18 protein-coding genes are annotated in these 18,558 nt (G+C 74.3%); 7 read left to right on the top strand and 11 right to left on the bottom strand.

Translation table 11 applies throughout. From position 1 onward, the window contains the following. Positions 1 to 21: 21 nt before the first annotated feature. Entirely contained in the window at positions 22 to 1,809 is a 1,788-nt protein-coding gene (locus ACGFZL_RS26270) for a LuxR C-terminal-related transcriptional regulator (protein WP_393695282.1), read from the bottom strand. A 177-nt stretch (positions 1,810 to 1,986) separates the two neighbouring features. Between ACGFZL_RS26270 and ACGFZL_RS26275 the strand changes: the two genes are divergently transcribed. After that, the gene (locus tag ACGFZL_RS26275; protein ID WP_393695284.1) at positions 1,987 to 2,547 is read left to right on the top strand and encodes a hypothetical protein; all 561 of its coding nucleotides are present in this window, start codon (positions 1,987 to 1,989) and stop codon (positions 2,545 to 2,547) included. Positions 2,548 to 2,554: 7 nt separating this feature from the next. On the opposite strand, the gene ACGFZL_RS26280 is transcribed toward ACGFZL_RS26275, so the two are convergent. Next, entirely contained in the window at positions 2,555 to 3,241 is a 687-nt protein-coding gene (locus tag ACGFZL_RS26280; protein WP_393695286.1) for a TetR/AcrR family transcriptional regulator, read from the bottom strand. 109 nt (positions 3,242 to 3,350) lie between these two features. Here ACGFZL_RS26280 and ACGFZL_RS26285 point away from each other — a divergent pair, with 109 nt between their 5' ends. From ACGFZL_RS26285 to ACGFZL_RS26295, 3 genes are all read left to right on the top strand, one after another. After that, positions 3,351 to 4,973, top strand: coding sequence for an MFS transporter (locus tag ACGFZL_RS26285; protein WP_393695288.1), 1,623 nt, complete (start codon positions 3,351 to 3,353; stop codon positions 4,971 to 4,973). 65 nt (positions 4,974 to 5,038) lie between these two features. Then, positions 5,039 to 6,550 (top strand): flavin-containing monooxygenase, encoded by a 1,512-nt coding sequence (locus ACGFZL_RS26290; protein WP_393695290.1) that lies wholly within the window; start codon positions 5,039 to 5,041, stop codon positions 6,548 to 6,550. After that, complete coding sequence (locus ACGFZL_RS26295; RefSeq protein WP_393695292.1) at positions 6,547 to 7,722, top strand: zinc-binding dehydrogenase; 1,176 nt, start codon at positions 6,547 to 6,549, stop codon at positions 7,720 to 7,722. The genes ACGFZL_RS26290 and ACGFZL_RS26295 overlap by 4 nt, the downstream gene beginning before the upstream one ends. An 18-nt stretch (positions 7,723 to 7,740) precedes the next feature. Here the strand turns inward: ACGFZL_RS26295 and ACGFZL_RS26300 are convergent, their stop codons facing one another. The 3 genes from ACGFZL_RS26300 to ACGFZL_RS26310 are packed head-to-tail and all read right to left on the bottom strand — an operon-like array spanning position 7,741 to position 10,371. Beyond that, entirely contained in the window at positions 7,741 to 8,583 is an 843-nt protein-coding gene (locus tag ACGFZL_RS26300) for a helix-turn-helix transcriptional regulator (protein WP_393695294.1), read from the bottom strand. 13 nt (positions 8,584 to 8,596) lie between these two features. Beyond that, positions 8,597 to 9,550 carry an SDR family oxidoreductase gene (locus ACGFZL_RS26305; RefSeq protein ID WP_393695296.1) on the bottom strand — a complete coding sequence of 318 codons (954 nt, stop codon included), beginning with the start codon at positions 9,548 to 9,550 and terminating at the stop codon, positions 8,597 to 8,599. A 59-nt stretch (positions 9,551 to 9,609) separates the two neighbouring features. Beyond that, a complete protein-coding gene (locus tag ACGFZL_RS26310) occupies positions 9,610 to 10,371 on the bottom strand; it encodes an SDR family NAD(P)-dependent oxidoreductase (RefSeq protein ID WP_393695298.1) in 762 nt (253 codons plus the stop codon). Positions 10,372 to 10,586: 215 nt separating this feature from the next. Here ACGFZL_RS26310 and ACGFZL_RS26315 point away from each other — a divergent pair, with 215 nt between their 5' ends. After that, complete coding sequence (locus tag ACGFZL_RS26315) at positions 10,587 to 11,552, top strand: bile acid:sodium symporter family protein (protein ID WP_393695300.1); 966 nt, start codon at positions 10,587 to 10,589, stop codon at positions 11,550 to 11,552. A gap of 10 nt (positions 11,553 to 11,562) precedes the next feature. Here ACGFZL_RS26315 and ACGFZL_RS26320 read toward each other — a convergent pair whose 3' ends face one another. Continuing rightward, entirely contained in the window at positions 11,563 to 12,216 is a 654-nt protein-coding gene (locus ACGFZL_RS26320) for a GntR family transcriptional regulator (protein WP_393695302.1), read from the bottom strand. 177 nt (positions 12,217 to 12,393) lie between these two features. Here ACGFZL_RS26320 and ACGFZL_RS26325 point away from each other — a divergent pair, with 177 nt between their 5' ends. Together ACGFZL_RS26325 and ACGFZL_RS26330 are read left to right on the top strand one after the other, a co-directional pair. After that, positions 12,394 to 12,744 carry a cupin domain-containing protein gene (locus ACGFZL_RS26325; RefSeq protein ID WP_355175862.1) on the top strand — a complete coding sequence of 117 codons (351 nt, stop codon included), beginning with the start codon at positions 12,394 to 12,396 and terminating at the stop codon, positions 12,742 to 12,744. Positions 12,745 to 12,861: 117 nt separating this feature from the next. Then, on the top strand, positions 12,862 to 14,031 hold the full coding sequence (locus ACGFZL_RS26330) for a Gfo/Idh/MocA family protein (RefSeq protein ID WP_393695304.1): 1,170 nt from the start codon (positions 12,862 to 12,864) through the stop codon (positions 14,029 to 14,031). 67 nt (positions 14,032 to 14,098) lie between these two features. Here the strand turns inward: ACGFZL_RS26330 and ACGFZL_RS26335 are convergent, their stop codons facing one another. The 5 genes from ACGFZL_RS26335 to ACGFZL_RS26355 all read right to left on the bottom strand — a co-directional run bounded on the left by ACGFZL_RS26335 (position 14,099) and on the right by ACGFZL_RS26355 (position 18,518). After that, positions 14,099 to 14,512, bottom strand: coding sequence for a VOC family protein (locus tag ACGFZL_RS26335; protein ID WP_393695306.1), 414 nt, complete (start codon positions 14,510 to 14,512; stop codon positions 14,099 to 14,101). Between the two features lie 77 nt (positions 14,513 to 14,589). Next, positions 14,590 to 15,492: a sugar phosphate isomerase/epimerase family protein gene (locus tag ACGFZL_RS26340; protein ID WP_393695308.1), complete on the bottom strand. Its 903-nt coding sequence runs from the start codon at positions 15,490 to 15,492 to the stop codon at positions 14,590 to 14,592. Between the two features lies 1 nt (position 15,493). Continuing rightward, positions 15,494 to 16,414: an ATP-binding cassette domain-containing protein gene (locus ACGFZL_RS26345; protein WP_393695310.1), complete on the bottom strand. Its 921-nt coding sequence runs from the start codon at positions 16,412 to 16,414 to the stop codon at positions 15,494 to 15,496. A gap of 5 nt (positions 16,415 to 16,419) precedes the next feature. Beyond that, complete coding sequence (locus ACGFZL_RS26350; RefSeq protein ID WP_393695312.1) at positions 16,420 to 17,496, bottom strand: ABC transporter permease; 1,077 nt, start codon at positions 17,494 to 17,496, stop codon at positions 16,420 to 16,422. Further along, positions 17,496 to 18,518, bottom strand: coding sequence for a sugar ABC transporter substrate-binding protein (locus ACGFZL_RS26355; protein ID WP_393695314.1), 1,023 nt, complete (start codon positions 18,516 to 18,518; stop codon positions 17,496 to 17,498). The genes ACGFZL_RS26350 and ACGFZL_RS26355 overlap by 1 nt, the downstream gene beginning before the upstream one ends. Between the last annotated feature and the right edge of the window lie 40 nt (positions 18,519 to 18,558).

An 18,558-nucleotide genomic window follows, 5' to 3' on the forward strand; every position in this document is an offset into this window, starting at 1 on the left:
GAAGGCCCTGGGGCCCCGGCCTCAGGCGGACCGTGCCGTGGGGGGCTCCACCAGCCGGGGCAGGGCGTCGCGGTCGCCGGTGCCGAGGCGGGTGTAGGCGGCGTGCAGGTGGTTGCCGACGGTGCGCACGGACAGGGTGAGGCGCTCGGCGATCTGCCGGTTGCTCAGGCCGGCGGCGGCGAGGCTGACGATCTGCCGCTGACGGGCGGTGAGTTCGCCGAGGATGACGGCGGTCAGGGCGGGGGTGCGGGCGCCCTGGCAGCGCCGGGCGAGGACGGCGGCACGGCTCCGGCTGGCCCGGGCGGCGGCCGGGTCGCGGTGCGCGCCGACGGCCTGGGCGTGCGCCTCGGCCGCGAAGAGCAGGAACCCGCGGCGCCGCAGCCGCTCGGCGGCCTCGTCGAGGGCGGGGCCGTCCCGGCGGACGAGCGCGTCGGCGTGGGCGGCGAAGACGCCGGTGAGGCGGCCGGCGGGGGGTACGGGGTCGGGGGTGCCGAGCCGGACGGCGTCGTAGGGGGCGGCGGCGCGGACGGCGCCGTCGAGGTCGCCGCGGGCGGCGGCGGTCCAGACGGCGGCGGCGCCGGTGAGGTGTCCGGTCGGCGGGAGTCCCGACTGCGCCTCGGCCAGGGCGAGTTCGCCGCGGCATTCGGGGTCGTCCCTCGTGCGCAGCCCTTCGCGGGCCCACGCGGCGGCCTCGCGCAGCCGCCCGCCGAGCCGGGCGAACCGGGCGCGCAGGGCGGCGTACCCGGCGGGCAGCGGCGCGCCCTCGGCCGCGAGCCACTCCCCCACGGGCGCGGACAGCTCCCGTACGTCGTCCCGCGCGACGGCGCGCCTCAGGGCCTCCGCCTCCGCGGCGAGGGCGGGCCCGCACCGGTCCGGGGCGCGGGCCGGCCGCCGGGCCCGCAGCCGGCCCGCGGCGGCGCGCAGCACCGGGCCGTGCAGGGGGTGGGCGAGGCGGGCGGCGCCGTGGGCGTCGACGGTGACCAGGCCCTCGGCCTCCAGCTCCGCCAGGGCCGTGAGGTCGAGGGCGTCCGTGTCGGCGGGCGGGGTCAGGGACAGGGGCAGCGGCTCGGCGAAGGCGAGGGCGTCGAGGACGGCGCGCTCGGCGGTCCTGCCCGGGCGGAGCACGCGGGCGGCGTGCTCCCGGACGGCCGCGGTGACCGGCACGGGACCGCGCCAGGCCCGCTCCTCCGTGCCGTCCACCGGGGCGAAGACCACGGCGCGCACCAGCTCCCGCAGCAGCCGCAGGTCGCCGCCGCACAGCCGGTGCAGCCGGTCGGCGGTGAGCGGGTCCACGCCGTGCCCGAGGGCCGCGGCGAGCAGCTCGGCACTCTCCTCGCGCCGCAACGGCGCCAGCGCGAGGCGCGGCAGCAGCTCGCCGGTCCACAGCCGGGAGACGGCGCCGGGTGCCGGGGCGTCGTCGGCGGCGACGACCACGAGCCGGGTGCGGCCGTGCGCGGCGAGCTGGTGGATCAGGGCGGCGGAGGCGTCGTCCAGGAGGTGCGCGTCGTCCACGAACAGCAGCCGCACACCGGAGAGCAGGCGCACCGCGCCGTGCAGGGTGACGGGCTCGGGCAGCAGGTGGGCGAAGGCGGCGAACGGGATGCCCCGGCACTCGGGCGTCCCGATCGCGCGCACATGCTCGGTGCCGTGCAGCGCCTCGCTCACCAGCCGGGTCTTCCCGCGCCCGGCGGGCCCGGTCACCACGACGCCGCCCCGGCGCACCAGCTCGGTCTCAGCGGCCCGCCCGGTGAAGGGCCAGGGGGCACTCGGGTCCTGCGGGGTCGTCGCGTCCTGCGGGAAGCTCGTCACGACAACTGGAGCCGCCCTACTCGGTTCTGATACAGCCCGACTTGAGTACCCCTCGACTCAAGCCTCCACCCCGCCCCGCACGGCAGGCTGGGAGCCCGGACGGCCACGGCACCGGGGGAAGGTCCGCGGACGTCGCCCTTCGGGGGTGGGCGACGTCCGCGACCGCATCCTGACCGGATGCCCGCCCCACCCCGCTGGGACCTCCTGCCGCCCGACGTCCGTGACCAGATCGACGCGCGTCTCCTTCGGGACGCGAGCCTGACTGCGCTCGGCGTCGCCATGACCGCGGGCCTGGGCCTGGCCTTCACCGACGCCGTCCGCCTCGTGGAGGATCGCTGCACGGCACTCGGCGATCGGGTCGCCCGCACGCCGGACGACCCCCTGGACACCGACTCCCTCGCCGCCCGCGCGACGGCCTGCCCGGGCCGGCTGGTGGCCGTCGAGGCGGTCTGGAACGGCGACACGCGGTACGGCTGGTTCGTGGTGCTGCTGGTCCTGACGGACGACCCGCCCGCGCAGCACCACCTGGCCACGGTCCATTGGCGGGCGGCAACCCGGTACCTCGACGGGACCGGGACACCGACCGGCACAGAGAGCCCGTCGGCACCGCACCCCCCGTCCCGCGCCGCGACTCTCGCCGGCACGGCCCTCGCCGCCCGTCTCGGGGTTCCGTTCCACTTCGCGAGCCCGGACGAGCCGGACGACGAGGCACCCCGACTGCGGCCCGGCGACCGCTGACGAGCCGTCATCCGGCCGTTCGGGAACCGCGGTCGGACCCCTCCAGGAGCGCCAGGGCGAAGCCCGTGAGGTGGTCGGCCAGGACGTCCGGGTCGTCCGCCATGTCCCGCTCCAGCCAGTCGATCAGCACCTCGGTGACGCCGGCCACCAGCCCGAGCAGCACCCGGTCGCGGCGCTGCCGGTCGGCCGGGGCCGGGGCCGGCGCCACGCGGTGGACCAGCCGGCCGAACAGCTCGGCGTCCTTGCGCAGCAGCCCCCGTCGACGCAGCTCCATGCGCGGGGCGTTGATGTAGATGACCTTCGCCGACTCCGGATGGTCGGCGAGCAGGCGCACCAGGGCCGTCATCATGGGCCGCAGCAGTGCCGCCAGGTCGGCGGGCTCCTCCGGGGCCGCCTCCGCCACGCCCGCGAGCAGCCACGCGTTCTGCTGCCGGTGTACCGCGAGCAGCAGGTCCTCGCGGTCGGTGAAGTGCTCGTAGAAGTAGCGCTTCGACACCTTCGCGCGGGCACACACGTCGGCCACGGTGACGTCGTCGAAGGCCCGGGCGGCGAACAGCTCCAGGCCCGCCCTGGTCAGCCGCTCGCCCCGGTCTGCGGCGCGCGCCTCGCGGGACCGTCCGCCGTACGTCTCGCCCCGCACCCGCTCGCTCAACCCGTTCTCCCTCTCCGGCACCCGAATCAATCTGGAACTCATGCGTTCCAGAACCTTGTGCGGCCCGTGGACCCGCTCCCATACTGCACAGCCAAGCGGGGTTCTCTCCCGCGCCCCCAGCCCCGGTGCACCTCTGACTCCAGGAGCCGCCATGTCCCTCTGGCACCGCGACCTGCCCGCCTATCCCCGGCCGGCGCACCGCTACACCTACCTGGGGATCGTCGTCGTCACCACGGTGGTGCTCTACTACCTGCTCTACATCCAGTACGCCGTCGCCACCTCGATCATGGCCCACTACGACATGACCTTCGGCTACTTCATCCTGCTGTCGGTCGTGGGCAACGCCGTCGGCGCCTTCGCCTCCCTGGTGGCGGGCCTGGCGGACCGGTGGGGCCGGGCCAACATGGTGGTCTACGGCGTGCTGCTGGCGGCGGTCCTCGTGCTGTTCCTGCCGAGCGCGCCGGACAGGACGACCTACCTCGTGCTGTTCGCCGCCCTCTACTTCATCGAGGGCATCGTCCTCGTGGCGACGCCCGCGCTGATCCGCGACTTCTCCCCGCAGCTCGGCCGGGCCACCGCCATGGGCTCCTGGACCATGGGCCCCATCGTCGGCAGCCTCGTCGTCACCACCGTGACGAGCGCGACGCTGGACACCTCCACCTGGCAGGACGAACTGCGCTACGCGGGGGTCGCGGCGCTGGTCGTCTTCGTCATCGCCCTCTTCGGACTGCGGGAGCTGTCCCCCGCCCTGCGGGACCAGGTGATGGTGAGCCTGCGCGACCGCGCCCTGGTCGAGGCCCGCGCCCGGGGCCTGACGCCCGAGCCCGGGGCCTCGGGACACTGGCGGCGCATGCTGCGCCCCGCCATCCTCGGTCCGGCCTTCGCCATCAGCGTCTACCTGCTCTTCTACTACGCCGCCGTCGGCAACCTGGTGATCTACTACTCGGCCGTCCACGGCTACAGCGAGCAGCGCGCCAACGCGCTCGCCAACTGGTACTGGGGCGCCAGCGCCCTCGGACTGATCGCGGCCGGCGTGCTCTCCGACCGGCTGCGGGTGCGCAAGCCGCTGATGGTCGCGGGCGGCGTCGGATCGGTGGCCGGCACGGCCGTCTTCGCCGCGCTGGCCACCCGGACGGACACCGGGTACTACACCTTCGCCTGGCTGTTCGTCGCGATGGGCCTCTTCAGCGGGCTGACCTACGCGCCCTGGATGGCGGCCTTCACGGAGACCGTCGAGCGGCACGACCCCGCGGCCACCGCGACCGGTCTCGCCGTCTGGGGCTGGATCCTGCGCGTGGTGGTCGCGGTGTCCGCAGCCTTCCTGCCGGTCGCGGTGACGTCCGTGACGCCGATCGTCGAGCACGGCCACGAGGTGCAGGCCGCGCAGGCCGAGGCCGGTCCCGCCCTCGCGGTGGTCGACGCCCACCCGGCGCTGTTCGCCGAACTCGCCCGCCACCCGGCGGGCCAGGCCCCGCCCGAGCTGCAGGCCAGAGCGGTGAAGGAGGTCGGTCCGGCCGGCCTCGCCCTCGTCGCCAAGGCGCAGCCGCAACTCGAGGTGCTCCAGGAGCACGGCGCCGACGTGCAGAAGGCGTCCGAGGAGGGTCCCGGGCAGTGGCGCGACTGGTGGCTGGTCTGCATGGGCGGGCAGATCCTCTTCCTGCCGTTCGTCTTCGTCATGGGCGGCCGGTGGAGCCCGCGCCGGGCGCGCGAGGACGCCGAGGCCCACCAGCGGGCCGTGGACCTGGAGATGAGCCGGCTGGCGCCGTCGGCCTGACCGGCCGGCCCGGCATCGGCAGGACGCCCACCGCGCCCACAGCACCTACAGAAAGAGAACGTTCCGTGGTTCAGCACGCTCAAGTCCTCATCGTGGGAAGCGGCTTCTCCGGCATCGCGCTCGGGCGCGCGCTGCGCGCGGCGAGGTTCACCGACTTCCGCATCCTCGAACGCGGCGACGACGTCGGCGGGGTGTGGTGCTCCAACACCTACCCCGGCTGCCGCTGCGACGTCCCCTCCCACCTCTACTCCTTCTCCTTCGCCCCCAACCCCGACTGGACCTCGACCTACTCGCCGCAGCCCGAGATCCAGGACTACCTGCGCCGCTGCCTGGACCGCTTCGGGCTGCGCCCGCACCTGCGCACCGGGGTGGAGGTCGAGGAGGCCCGCTGGGACGAGGAGCGGGGGCTCTGGCACGTCGCGACGAGCGAGGGGCCCTGGACGGCGCAGGTCCTGGTCTCCGCCGTGGGCCCGCTCACCGAGCCCAAGCTGCCCGACGCCCCCGGCATCGACCGCTTCCGGGGCACGCTGATGCACTCGGCGCGCTGGGACCACGGCCACGACCTGACCGGTGAGCGGGTCGCCTCCATCGGCACCGGGGCCTCCGCGATCCAGTACGTGCCCGAGATCGCCGACCGGGTCGGCAGGCTGTACGTCTTCCAGCGCAGCGCCCCCTGGATCACCCCGCACGACAAGCGGCCGGTCACCGACGCCGAGCGCGCCGCGTTCCGGGCCCGGCCGCTGCGGCAGCGGATCGAGCGCGGGAAGGCGTACGCCGCCAAGGAGGTGCTGGTGCTCGGCTTCGCCAAGCGCCCGCAGCTGATGAAGGTGCTCCAGGGCGTCACCCGCAAGCACCTGGAGCGGCAGGTGGCGGATCCGGCCCTGCGCCGGGCCCTCACCCCGGACTTCACCCTGGGGTGCAAGCGGATCGTGCCGTCCAACGCCTGGTACCCGGCGCTGCAGAAGCCTCAGGTCGAGCTCGTGCCCCGGGCCCTGCGCGAGATCCGCGAGCACAGTGTGGTCGACGCGGACGGGGTGGAGCGCGAGGTCGACACCATCGTCTTCGGCACCGGCTTCCACGTCACCGACATCCCCTTCGCCGACCGGGTGTACGGCCGCACCGGGGAGTCGATGAACGCCATGTGGGCGGGCTCGCCGCGGGCCTACCTCGGCGTGTCCGTGCCCGGCTTCCCCAACTTCTTCATGTTCCTCGGCCCCAACTCCGGCCTCGGGCACAGCTCGATGGTCTACATGATCGAGGCCCAGGCCGAGCACGTGAAGAACGCGATCCGCGCGCTCGACGTCTCCGGCGCGGCCACCATCGAGGTGGACCGGCGGGTGCACGACGCGTACAACGCCGAGCTGGACCGCAAGCTGGCCACCACGGTGTGGGAGACCGGCGGGTGCCGGACGTTCTACCGGGACGCCAACGGCCGCAACGCCACCCTCTACCCCGACTGGACGTTCGCCTTCCGCCGCCGGGCCACCCGGTGGAAGCCGGATGCCTATCACCTCACACCCGCCGCTCCCCGGACCTCCGGGGAGCGGCGGTCGGCCACCACCGCGGACGCCTCATGAGGGCCGCGACCCTCATCGGGGGCCGGGTGGAACCGGTCGACCTGCCGGCCCCCCGCGCGGGGGCGGGCCAGTTGCTGCTCGACGTCAAGCGGTGCGGGATCTGCGGCTCGGACCTGCACGCCCGGCGGCACGGTGACGACCTCGCGGACACGCTCCGGCTGTGCGGCTACCCGCGCTATCTGCGCTCCGGGCAGCGGGTGATCCTGGGGCACGAGATCTACGGGGAGGTGGCCGAGCACGGCCCCTGGACCTCGGGCAGGTTCAGGACCGGCACCCCGGTGGTCGCCGTCCCGCTGGTCCGGCGCGGTCGCCAGGTCGACGGCATCGGCCTCTCCGCCGACGCCCCCGGCGGGTACGCCGAGCAGGTCGTCGTGCAGGAGGCGCTCACCCTGCCGGTGCCGAACGGCCTGCCCGCGGACGTCGCCGCCCTGACCGAGCCCATGGCCGTGGCCTGGCACGCCGTCGCCCGCGGCGAGGTGACGCGCAAGGACACCGCGGTCGTCCTCGGCTGCGGCCCCGTCGGCCTCGCGGTGATCGCGGTGCTCAAGGCCCGGGGCGTGGCCACCGTCGTCGCCAGTGACTACTCGGCGGCCCGGCGGGCGCTGGCCGAGCGGTGCGGCGCCGACGTCACCGTCGACCCGGCGACCGGGTCCCCGTGGGAGGAGGCCGCCGCCGGGCGCGGTTTCGTCCGCGCGATGCCGGACGAGTACAACGCCGGCATCGACGCCCTGGAGAAGCTCGGCCGCCTGCCGGTGCCGTGGTGGACGGCCTGGCGCGCCCTGGACCGGATCGGGGCGACCGCGCCGGAGCGTCCGGTGGTCTTCGAGTGCGTCGGGGTGCCCGGCATGCTCGACTCCGTGCTGGCCGGGGCGCCGCTGCACTCGCGGGTCGTGGTGGTCGGCGTGTGCATGGGCGAGGACGTGCTCCGTCCGTCCCTCGCGGTCAACAAGGAGCTGGACCTGCGCTTCGTCGTCGGGTACACCCCGCTGGAGTTCCGCGACACCCTGCACGCCCTCGCCGACGGCACCCTCGACGCCTCGTACCTCGTCACCGGGCGGGTCGGGCTGGCCGGCGTCCCGGACGCCTTCACGGCGCTCGCCGACCCCGAGGCGCACGCCAAGATCCTCATCGATCCGGGCCTCGGCGGGGAGGAGGTTGCGGCGAGTGCCTGACCGTCACGGCGGCCGGCGTCAGGCGTGCGGCTGCCGGTCGCCGAGCACGGAGAGCAGGCGCAGTCTCTCGTGGCTCTCCGTGCCGGGTGTGGCGGTGTAGACCAGGAGGACCTGGGCCTGGTCGGCGTCGTAGAGGACCTGGCAGTGCAGTTCCAGGAGGCCGAGGTCGGGGTGCTGGATGCGCTTGGCGTCCGCCTCGTGGCGCAGGCCGATCTCGTGGGCGCTCCACAGGGCGGCGAACTCCTCGCTGCGCTCCAGCAGGGCGTCCACGATCTCGCCGGCGCGGGAGCGGGCTCCCTGGCGTGAGTAGACGGCGCGCAGTTCGCTGCTGAAGATCCGGCCGTGGGCGGGGTGGTCCGCCTCCGGGTAGATCCGCCGGGCGTGCGGGTCGGTGAACCAGCGGTAGGCCACGCTGCGGGCCAGGCCGGTGAAGCGGGTCTCGTCGCCGACCAGCGCGACGGCCGGGCGGGTCTGCACCAGCGTCTCGCCCAGCGCGTTGAGGACCTGGGCGGGGGTGTCGTCGAGCCGGTCCAGGATGCGCAGCATGCCGGGCGAGATGTGCTCGGTGGGCAGGGTCCGGCTGGGGGTGTTGTGGCCGGCCGTGCGGAAGAGGTGGTCGCGCTCGTCCAGGGACAGGTGCAGGCCCCGGGCGAGGGCGGCGAGCATCGCCTCGGAGGGTACGGGGCCGCGCCGCTGCTCGATGCGGGCGTAGTAGTCGGTGGACATCCCGCAGAGCGCGGCGACCTCCTCGCGGCGCAGGCCCCTGGTGCGCCGCCGGGGCCCACGGGGCAGGCCGACGTCCTCTGGCTGGGTGGCCTCTCTTCGGGTGCGCAGGAAGTCGGCCAGCTGGGCTCGGTCCATGGTGCCGATCCTTTCAGACCTCGCCCTGTCCGGCCCCGGGGAAGCGGACCCCGGTCAGCTCCTCGGACAGTTCCCAGATCCGGCGGGCGTCCTCGGGGTCGCGGGCGGTCCGGTAGAGCGGCTGCTCGGCGGGGGCGCCGCGCAGGTGGAGGAAGCCGCCGGGGCCGTAGAACGCGCCGCCGCGGGCGTCGGGGCCGGTCGCCGCGTACAGGGCGGGCAGCGGTCCGGCCTCGGCCGGCTGGACCAGGACGCCGGTGCGGGCCATGCCCCGGATCAGCCGGACCGCGGTGGTGTCCCGGGACCGGCCCATGTGCGGCTGGGCGGCGAGCAGGTTGGAGGGGGTGACGCCGGGGTGGGCGGCGTTGCTGGTGATGCCCCAGCCGAGCGCGCCGGCGCGCCGGTCCAGCTCCGTGGCGAACAGCAGCAGGGCGATCTTGGACTGGCGGTAGGCGCCGCCGGGCCGGTAGCGGGTCCGCCACTGCGGGTCGTCCCAGCGGATGCCGCCCGTCCGCGCGGCGACGCTGGTCTGGGAGGTGATCCTCGCCCCGCCGGCCCGCAGCAGCGGCAGCAGGCGGGCGGTCAGGGCGAAGTGCCCGAGGTGGTTGGTGCCGAGCTGGAGCTCGAAGCCGTCCTCGGTCTCCTGCCGTGCCGGGGGCTCCATGACGCCGGCGTTGTTGACCAGGAGGTGGATGGGGCGGCCCTCGGCCAGCAGGCCGTCCGCGAGGGCCTCGACGGAGCCCAGGGACGACAGATCGAGGGTGCGGGTGGAGACCCGGGCACCCGGGTGGGCCGCGGTGACGCGGTCGACGGCGGCCGCGCCCTTGGCGGGGTTGCGTACGGGCAGGACGACCTCGGCGCCGGCGCCGGCGAGCCGGGTGGCCAGGCCGAGGCCGATGCCGTCGCTGCCGCCGGTGACCACGGCGAGCCTGCCGGTCAGGTCGGGGACGGTGTACTCGGGTTGCGTCATGATGTCTCTGCTCCTCGGTCTCGACGATGATGTGCGTCCCGGCGACTGCTCGCGCGGCGTCACAGCAGGGAGCCGCCGGACACCTCGATGCGCTGGGCGGTGATCCAGCCGGTGCCGGGGGCCAGCAGGGCCGCGATCACCGCGCCGATGTCCTCGGGGACGCCGACCCGGCCGAGCGCGGTCTGCCCGGCGAGCAGCGCGCGGAACTCCTCGTCGTCGCGGATGCCGCCGCCGCCGAAGTCGGTGCCGACCGGGCCGGGCGCGACGGCGTTGACGCTGATGCCGCGCCCGCCGAGCTCCTTGGCGAGGTAGCGCGTGTACGTCTCGACCGCGCTCTTGAGCGAGGCGTACACCGACCAGCCCTCGCTCACGAACCGGGTCAGGCCGGTGGAGAGGTTGACGATCCGGCCCCCGTCGGCGAGCAGCGGCAGCAGTGCCTGGGTCAGGAAGAACACGCCCTTGAAGTGCACGTCCGTCAGGAGGTCGAAGACGTCCGGCGTGGTCTCGCCCAGCGGTGAGGCGGCGGCGACTCCGGCGTTGTTGACCAGGAAGTCGAAGGTGTCCCGGTCCCAGGTCGCCCCGAGGGCGTCCCGGACGGCGGCGGCGAAGGCGGGGAAGGTGTCGAAGGCGGTGGTGTCCAGCTCCAGTGCCACGGCACGCCGGCCGAGGGCGGTGACCGCGTCGACGACCGCGGCGGCCTCCTCCTGGTGCGACCGGTAGGTCACGATGACGTCGGTGCCCGCCTCGGCGAGCGCGAGGGCGGTGGCGCGGCCCAGTCCCCGGTTGCCGCCGGTGATCAGGGCGATGGTCTGCGGGCTCATGAGGAACCTCTCGTCGCGGTGGGTGCCCGGGACGGCCGTGCCGGCCGGTCCGGGGGCGGAGGACCCGCCACCGGCAACGCTCCTCCGCTCCCGTCCGCGGATGAAGGCACAGCTCATCCAGGGACGACCGGTCCCCCTCTCGGAGCCGCCCGGCGAGATGATCACATCGCGAGACGGCCTTGCGGGAGGCCCGCCACCAGGCGTTGTCTCGCACGGTGCGTACCGAACGAACCGAACAGCAAGCCGGTGAGGAGGCCGGGGCGGGCGAGCGGGCCGCCCGGCGGGCCGTCACCCTCTTCCCCCTCCTGGTCCTCGCGGCCGGCGCCCTCGGCCTCGCGGCGCCGGGGAGTTTCACCGGGTGGGGCGAGGCGGTGCCGTACCTGCTCGGCGTGGTGATGTTCTGCATGGGCCTCACCATGACGCCGGAGGACTTCCGCGGGGTGGCGCGGCGGCCGTGGGCCGTAGCGCTCGGCCTGGTGGCGCACTACGTGATCATGCCGGGCCTGGGGTGGGCGATCGCGCATCTGCTGCACCTGTCGCCGCAGCTCGCCGCGGGCGTGATCCTCGTCGGATGCGCGCCGAGCGGGACCGCCTCCAACGTGGTGACGTACCTCGCCCGCGGCGACGTGGCGCTGTCCGTGTCGGTGGCGACCGTGTCCACCGTGCTCGCCCCGCTGGTCACCCCGCCGCTGACGCTGCTGCTGGCCGGTGAGTACCTGCCCGTGGACGCCGGTTCAATGGTCACCGACATCCTGAAGACCGTGCTGCTGCCGGTCCTGGCCGGGCTGCTGGTGCGGTTCCTCGGCGGGCGCCGGCTGCGCCGCGCGCTGCCCGTGCTGCCCTGGCTGTCGGCGCTGACGATCTCCGTGATCGTGGCGGTGGTCGTCGCGGGCAGCGCCGACGCCATCAAGTCGGCGGCGGCGCTGGTGTTCGTCGCCGTGGTGCTGCACAACGGCCTGGGTCTGGCGCTCGGTTACGGGGCGGGCCGGCTCGGGCGGCTCGGGGAGGGCGGCAGCCGGGCCATGGCGTTCGAGGTCGGCATGCAGAACTCCGGGCTCGCGGCCTCACTGGCCACCGCCCACTTCAGCCCGCTGGCCGCGCTGCCGGCCGCGGTCTTCAGCGTGTGGCACAACGTCTCCGGCGCCCTGGCGGCGGCCTGGCTGTCCCGCCGCGGTCGGTGAGCCGGGCGGCTCAGCCCGCGCGCAGGGCCTCGATCACGCTGGTGAGGTGGGCGCGTACGGCCGCCTCGGCCGCCTGCGGGTCCCTGGCCGTGACCGCCTTGATGACGGCCAGGTGCTCGTCGAGGGACCGGCGGGTGCGGCCCGGGCGGAAGGCCAGCCGCAGCAGCTGGCGGACCAGTTGGGCGTCCAGGCGCTCCAGCAGCTCCATCGCCGTGAACTGGCCGGACAGCTCCCGGATCCGGTGGTGCAGCCGGTGGGCCAGCTCCGCGTAGGCCAGCGGGTCGCCGTCCGCCACCGTCCGGCGCATCGCGGCGCCCAGGTCCGCCAGTTCGGCGGCCTGCTCGTCGTCGACGGCCGCCGCCGCCCTGGCCGCGCAGAGTCCCTCCAGGACCAGGCGGCACTCGGTCAGGGAGACCGCCTCCTCGACGCCGACCACCCGCACCCGCGAACCGCGGTTGCGGACCCGCTCCACGAGCCCCTGGGACTCCAGGTCGATCAGCGCGGCCCGGACGCTGGCCCGGGTCACCCCGTACCGCTCGGCCAGCTCGTTCTCGACCAGGCGCTGCGCCGGCGCCATCTCGCCGCGCAGGATGGCCTGCCGCAGCCGGCCGAGCGCGTGCTGTCTGGCCCGTTCCCCGCTGCTCGGACGGGTGTGGTTCGGCATGGTCGTCCTTCTCCGCGTGCGTGGGGATGAACGCTAGGTCCGGACAAGTACAACCGTCAACAATCCACCGCACCCCCCGCCCGGAGCCGGCTACCCGACGATGTGTCCGCGCCCGGCACCGGACACGCAGCACCCTGTCGCCCCCACCGCACCGCACGCCCCGGCTAGCGTCGCCGCATGACCCACAGCTTCGCAGTCCACGTACCCGACGCCGAGCTCGAACCCGAGCCCCTCGACCCCGCCCAGATCGTCTCCGGCACCCCCGAGGTGACCGGCAAGGTGGTCTGGGAGTCGGCCGACGGACGGCGGATCCGGGGCGTCTGGCAGATCACCCCGGGCGTCGTCACCGACACCGAGGCCGACGAGATGTTCGTCGTGCTCAGCGGCTCCGCGACCATCGAGGTGCAGGGGGGCGCCACGCTGCGGGTCGGGCCCGGCGACCTGGCGGTGCTGCGGGAGGGCGACCGGACGACCTGGACGGTGCACGAGACGCTGCGCAAGGTCTACGCCATCGACCTCGGGGAGTAGCGGCCCGCCCCCCGGCGATCGCCGGGGCCACATGTCCTGTCAAATGGTTGACATGATGGCCCGGCCGCGAACAGGGTGGCCTGGACACGATCCGGTTCCGTCCGGCGGAGGGCTGCCATGGGGCAAGCGGTGGAGGCGTTCGGGGTCGCCGTCGTCGGGTTCGGCTGGATGGGCCGGGTGCACAGCCGGGCGTACGCCCGCGTCCGGCACCACTACCCGCTGCTGCCGCTCCGTCCCGAGCTGGTGACGGTCGCCGACGAGGTGCCGGGGCGGGCGGAGAGCGCCGCAGAGCAGTTCGGCTTCGCCACGGCGACCCGCGACTGGCGCGAGGTGGCCGCCGACCCGCGCGTGCGGGCGGTCAGCGTCACCGCGCCGAACTTCCTGCACCGCGAGATCGGTGTGGCCATGGCCGAGGCCGGCAAGCACCTGTGGATCGAGAAGCCGGTCGGCCTCGGCGCCGAGGACGCGCGGGCGGTGGCGGACGCCGTCGCCGCGGCCGGCGTGCAGGGCGCGGTCGGCTTCAACTACCGCAACGCGCCGGCCGTGGAGGCCGCCCGCGAGTTGATCGCCGAGGGCGGGATCGGCGCCGTCACGCACGCCCGCGTCCGCTTCTTCAGCGACTACGCCGCCCACCCCGAGGCGTCGCTGACCTGGCGCTTCGAGCGCGAGCGCGGCGGCAGCGGGGTGCTGGGCGACCTGGCCTCGCACGCGGCCGACCTGGCCCGTTTCCTGCTCGGCGAGATCGACGCCCTGACCGCCGACACCGCCGTCTTCCTGCCCGAGCGGGCCCGCCCCGCCGGCGCCACCGCCGGCCACGCCCGGGCCGCGGGCGGCGCGCCGGGGCAGGTCGAGAACGAGGACTACGTCTCCTGCCTGCTGCGTTTCGCCTCCGGCGCCCGCGGCGTCCTGGAGGCGTGCCGGGTCTCGGTCGGCGAGCAGAACGCCTACGGCTTCGAGGTCCACGGCACACAGGGCGCGGTGTTCTGGGACTTCAGGCGCATGAACGAGTTGGGAGTCGCGCGCGGCACCGCCTACCAGGACCAGCCGGTCAGCACCGTCCAGGTCGGCCCCGGGCACGGGGAGTTCGCCGCCTTCCAGCCCGGCGCCGCGAACGCCATGGGCTACGACGACCTGAAGGTGGTGGAGGCGTACCGCTTCCTGCGCTCCGTCGCCGAGGGCGTCCCGCACGGCGCGGGCCTGCCGGACGCGGTGCGCGGCGCGGCCGTCGTGGACGCCATGGTCCGGTCGGCTCGGAGCGGCGGCTGGGTCGGGGTCGGGGGCGGCTAGGGGGCGTCTCGCCGATCTTCGTGGGCCCGCCCGCCGGGTGATCGGCGGGATCCGCCGAACGGCCCGCTCAGGCGGCCTGCCCGGCGATGTTCACCAGCCACGGCACGCCGAAGCGGTCGGTGCACATGCCGAAGACGTCGCCCCACATCTGCTTCTCCAGCGGCACCGACACCGAACCGTCGGCCGACAGCTTCTCCCAGTAGCCGCGCAGCTCGTCGGCGTCGTCGCCGCTGAGGCTCACCGAGTAACCGCTCGCCGGGTGGTGCTCTTCGCCGGGCGGGGTGTCGGCACCCATCAGGGTGAAGCCGCTCGGCGTCTCCAGCTGGCCGTGCATGATGTTGTCGGCGTAGGCGGCGTCGGACGGCCCGTAGTCACCGAAGGTGCTCAGGGTCAGGGAGCCGCCGAAGACGTCCCGGTAGAACTCCATCGCCTGGCGGGCGTCGCCGCCGAAGCTGAGGTACGGGTTGAGGCGCGAGCCCATGACAGCCTCCCGAGAGGAACGGTCCGTGCTTCGCACGCTAGTCGCGTCGGTGCCGTCCCACATCCCGGAGGGGCGCCTCACGCCCCGCAGGAGCGCAGGAACCTCCTGGTGCGGGTGGCGACGGGCAGCGGCCGGTCCGGCTCGCACGGGTACATGTCCTGCTCGACGATGGCGAACAGGTCGACGCCGAGCCGCTGGGCCGCCGTGAGGACCGGGCCCAACTCGGGTACGCCACCCGGCGGTTCGCACATCACCCCGCGCCCCACGGCCGGGCCGAACGGCAGGCCATCCGCCCGCACCCCGGCGAGGACCTCCGGGTCGACCTGCTTGAGGTGGAGGTAGCCGAGGCGCTCGCCGTAGGCCTCGATCAGCTCGACGCTGTCGCCGCCGCAGTAGGCGTAGTGACCGGTGTCCAGGCAGAGGCCGACCAGGGCGGGGTCGGTGGCGTCGAGGAAGCGCTCGACGTGCTCCTCGGTGTCGATGTGGGTGTCGGCGTGCGGGTGGACGACGACGTCCAGGCCGTAGGCGTCCCGCACCTCGCGGCCGAGCCGCTCCATGCCGCGGGCCAGGTGGCCCCACTGCTCGGCGGTCAGCTCCGGCGGCTCCAGGACCTCGGCCGTCTTGTCGTCGCGCCAGAAGGACGGGATGACGACGAGGTGCGAGGCGTCCACGGCCCGGGCCAGGGCGGCGACCCGGCTCACCTGCTCCCAGGTGGCGTCCCACTCGGCGGGTCCGCGGTGCAGGCCGCAGAAGATCGTGCCGGCCGACACCTTCAGGCCGCGCCGGGCCACCTCGTCGGCGAGCCGGGCCGGGTCGGTGGGCAGATATCCGTAGGGCCCCAGCTCGATCCACCCGTAGCCGGCCTCGGCGACCTCGTCCAGGAAGCGCCGCCAGGGCACCTGCCGCGGGTCGTCGGCGAACCAGACGCCCCAGGAGTCCGGGGCCGAGCCGACGCGGATGCGGTCCAGGGCTGCGGGCATGTCAGGGCTTCCCTTCGGTACGGCCCGGGCCGGTGGGAGCCGGGCCGGTGGGTTCCGAGGGTACGGTCCCGGTGGCGTCCGGCCCCGGCGGCGACCCCGCGTCCACCCCGCCGGCCCGCGCCAGCTCGTGCTCGAGCGCGGCCAGCTCCGCGCCGCCGGCCATGTGCTCGGTCAGCTGCTCCACGGTGATGTCGGCGCGGGCGGCGCTCAGCTCGAGGGTGCCGAGGCGCAGCACGTCGAAGCGGTCGCCGACCAGGTAGGCGTGGTGCGGGTTGTGGGTGACGAGGACGACGCCGAGGCCGCGTTCCCGGGCGGCGGCGACGTACTTCAGGACCACGCCCGACTGGCGCACGCCGAGCGCCGCGGTGGGCTCGTCCAGGATGAGCACGCGGGCCCCGAAGTGCACGGCGCGGGCGATGGCGACGCACTGGCGCTGGCCGCCGGAGAGGGTGCCGACGGGCTGCTCCAGGTCGTCCAGGACGATGCCCATGGCGCGCAGTTCCTCGTCGGCGACGCGCTTCATCCGGGCGATGTCCAGGCGGCGCAGCGGCCAGGGGCCCCGGGTGAGTTCGGAGCCGAGGAAGAAGTTGCGCCACACCGGCATCAGCGGGACGGTGGCGAGGTCCTGGTAGACGGCGGCGATGCCGCGGTCCAGGGCCTCGCGGGGGGTGCCGAAGCGCACCGGCTCGCCGTCGACCAGGAACTCGCCCTCGGTGTGCGCGTGCAACCCGGAGATGATCTTGATGAGGGTGGACTTGCCGGCCCCGTTGTCGCCGAGCACGCAGGTGACCCGGCCGGCGTGCACGGCGAGGTCGATGCCGTGCAGGGCGCGGAGGGTGCCGTAGGACTTGCCGGCGCCGCGCAGTTCGACGAGCGGCGGGCCCTCTGCGGGGGCGGGCGCGGTGGGGGTGCTGCCGGTCATGCCGCTCACCTCCGGGTGGCCGCGCGTCGGACGTACAGGTTGATCAGGACGGCGCCGAGCAGCATCGCGCCGAGGAACGCCTTGAACCAGTCGGGGTTCCAGCCGGCGAAGACGATGCCCTGGTTGACCATGCCGAACATGAAGGCGCCGAAGACCGGGCCGACGGCCGAGCCGTGGCCGCCGGTGAGCAGGCAGCCGCCGATGACGGCGGCGGCGATGTAGATCAGCTCCTGGCCGACGCCCTCGCCGGACTGCACGGTGTTGAAGGAGAACAGCTGGTGCATGCCGACGAACCAGGCGCCGAGGCCGACCAGCATGAACAGCGTGATCTTGGTGAAGGTGACGGGGACGCCGACCGCGCGCGCCGACTCCTGGTTGCCGCCGACCGCGAAGACCCAGTTGCCGTACTTGGTGCGCAGCAGCAGCCAGGTGGCCAGCGCCGCGAAGACCAGCCACCACACCACGGTGATCTTGATGTCGACGCCGCCGACGTCGAAGGAGGACGCGAAGAGGGCCTTGGCCTGGTCGAAGCCGTCCATGTCGCTGATGTCGTCGGTGGCGACGTTGCCGGTGACCGCCTTGGTGACCGCCAGATTGACGCCCTGGAGGATCAGGAAGGTGCCGAGCGTGACCAGGAAGCTGGGCAGGCCGGTCCGGGTCAGCACCCAGCCGTTGAACGCGCCGACCGCGAGGGAGGCGAGGAGGGCGACGAGGACGCCGGTCCAGACGTTCACGGTGAGCTGGTAGCTGAGCATGGCGGCGGTCAGCGCCGAGGTCACCACGGCGACGCCGGCCGACAGGTCGAACTCCCCGCCGATCATCAGCAGCGCCACCGGCAGCGCCATGATGCCGATGACGGACGACTGGTAGAGCACCGTCGCCATCGAGCCGCCGCTGCGCAGCGTGGGCGCGGCGATCAGGAAGAACACCAGCACGGCCGCGGCGCCGAGGAACACCCCGACCTCGGGCCGGGCGAGCAGCCGCAGCGCCAGGGGGCGCCGCCGGGTCCGCCCGTCGCCCGGCGCCGGGTCGCCGGCCGGCGGCGCGGTGGCCGCCGGCGCGTGCTGCCCGGTGGCACTCATCAGCGGGTGCCCTTCTCGGCGTACGCGGAGACGGCCGCCACGTTGGACTTGTCCACGAAGGCGGGTCCGGTCAGCACCGGCTGCTCGCCGCCGCCGGTGTAGTTGCCGTTGTTCTTGTACAGCCACAGGCCGTCCACCGCGAGGTAGCCCTGGAGGTAGGGCTGCTGGTCGACGGCGAACTCGACGGTGCCCTTCTCGATGGCGCCGGTCAGGTCCTTATTGAGGTCGAAGGTGGCGACCTTCGCCTTGCCGCCGGTCTCCTCGACGGCCTGCGCGGAGGTCATGGCGAAGGGGGCGCCGAGGGTGACGACGTGGTCGATGTCGCCGTCCTGCTTGAGCTTGGCGGTGACGGTGGACTTCACCGAGGGCATGTCGGTGCCGTTGACGTAGAGGTTCTCGAGCGAACCCTCGAAGGTCTTCCGCACGCCGTCGCAGCGCTGGGTGAGGCCGACGTTGCCCTGCTCGTGGATGACGCAGACTGCCTTCTTCGCGCCGACGTCGTTCAGCTTCCTGCCGAACGCCTCGCCGGCCACGCTCTCGTCCTGGCCGAAGAACTCCAGCAGGCCGAGCTTCTTCCAGTCCGCGAGGCCGGAGTTGAGGCCGACGACGGGTATTCCGGCCTGCTTCGCCTTGCCGAGGACCGAGCGCAGGGCGCCGGGCTTGGCGAGGGTGACGGCGATGCCGTCGACCTTCTGGTCGATGGCGTTCTGCACGAAGTTGGCCTGGTTGCCGGCGTTCGGGTCGGCGGAGTAGACCAGCTTGACGTTGTCCTTGGCCGCGGCGGCCTCCGCGCCCTTGCGGACGATGTCCCAGAAGGTGTCGCCCGGGGCCTGATGGGTGATCAGGGCGATGGTCAGACGGGGGGTGTTCGCCCTGCCCGCCGAGACGCCGGAGTCGTCCTTCTCGTCGGCCTTCTTGCCGCCGGAGTCGCTGGAGCAGCCGGCGAGGGCCAGGGCCGCGGCCGTCGCGAGGGCCACGGCGGGGGTGGATCTGCGGAAGCGGGCATGCGAAGAGCGGACCATCTTTCCTGCACCTCACTGTGCGACGGCTGGTGGCGCTGGA

Source organism: Streptomyces sp. NPDC048182, from assembly GCF_043202555.1.
Lineage (GTDB): Bacteria > Actinomycetota > Actinomycetes > Streptomycetales > Streptomycetaceae > Streptomyces.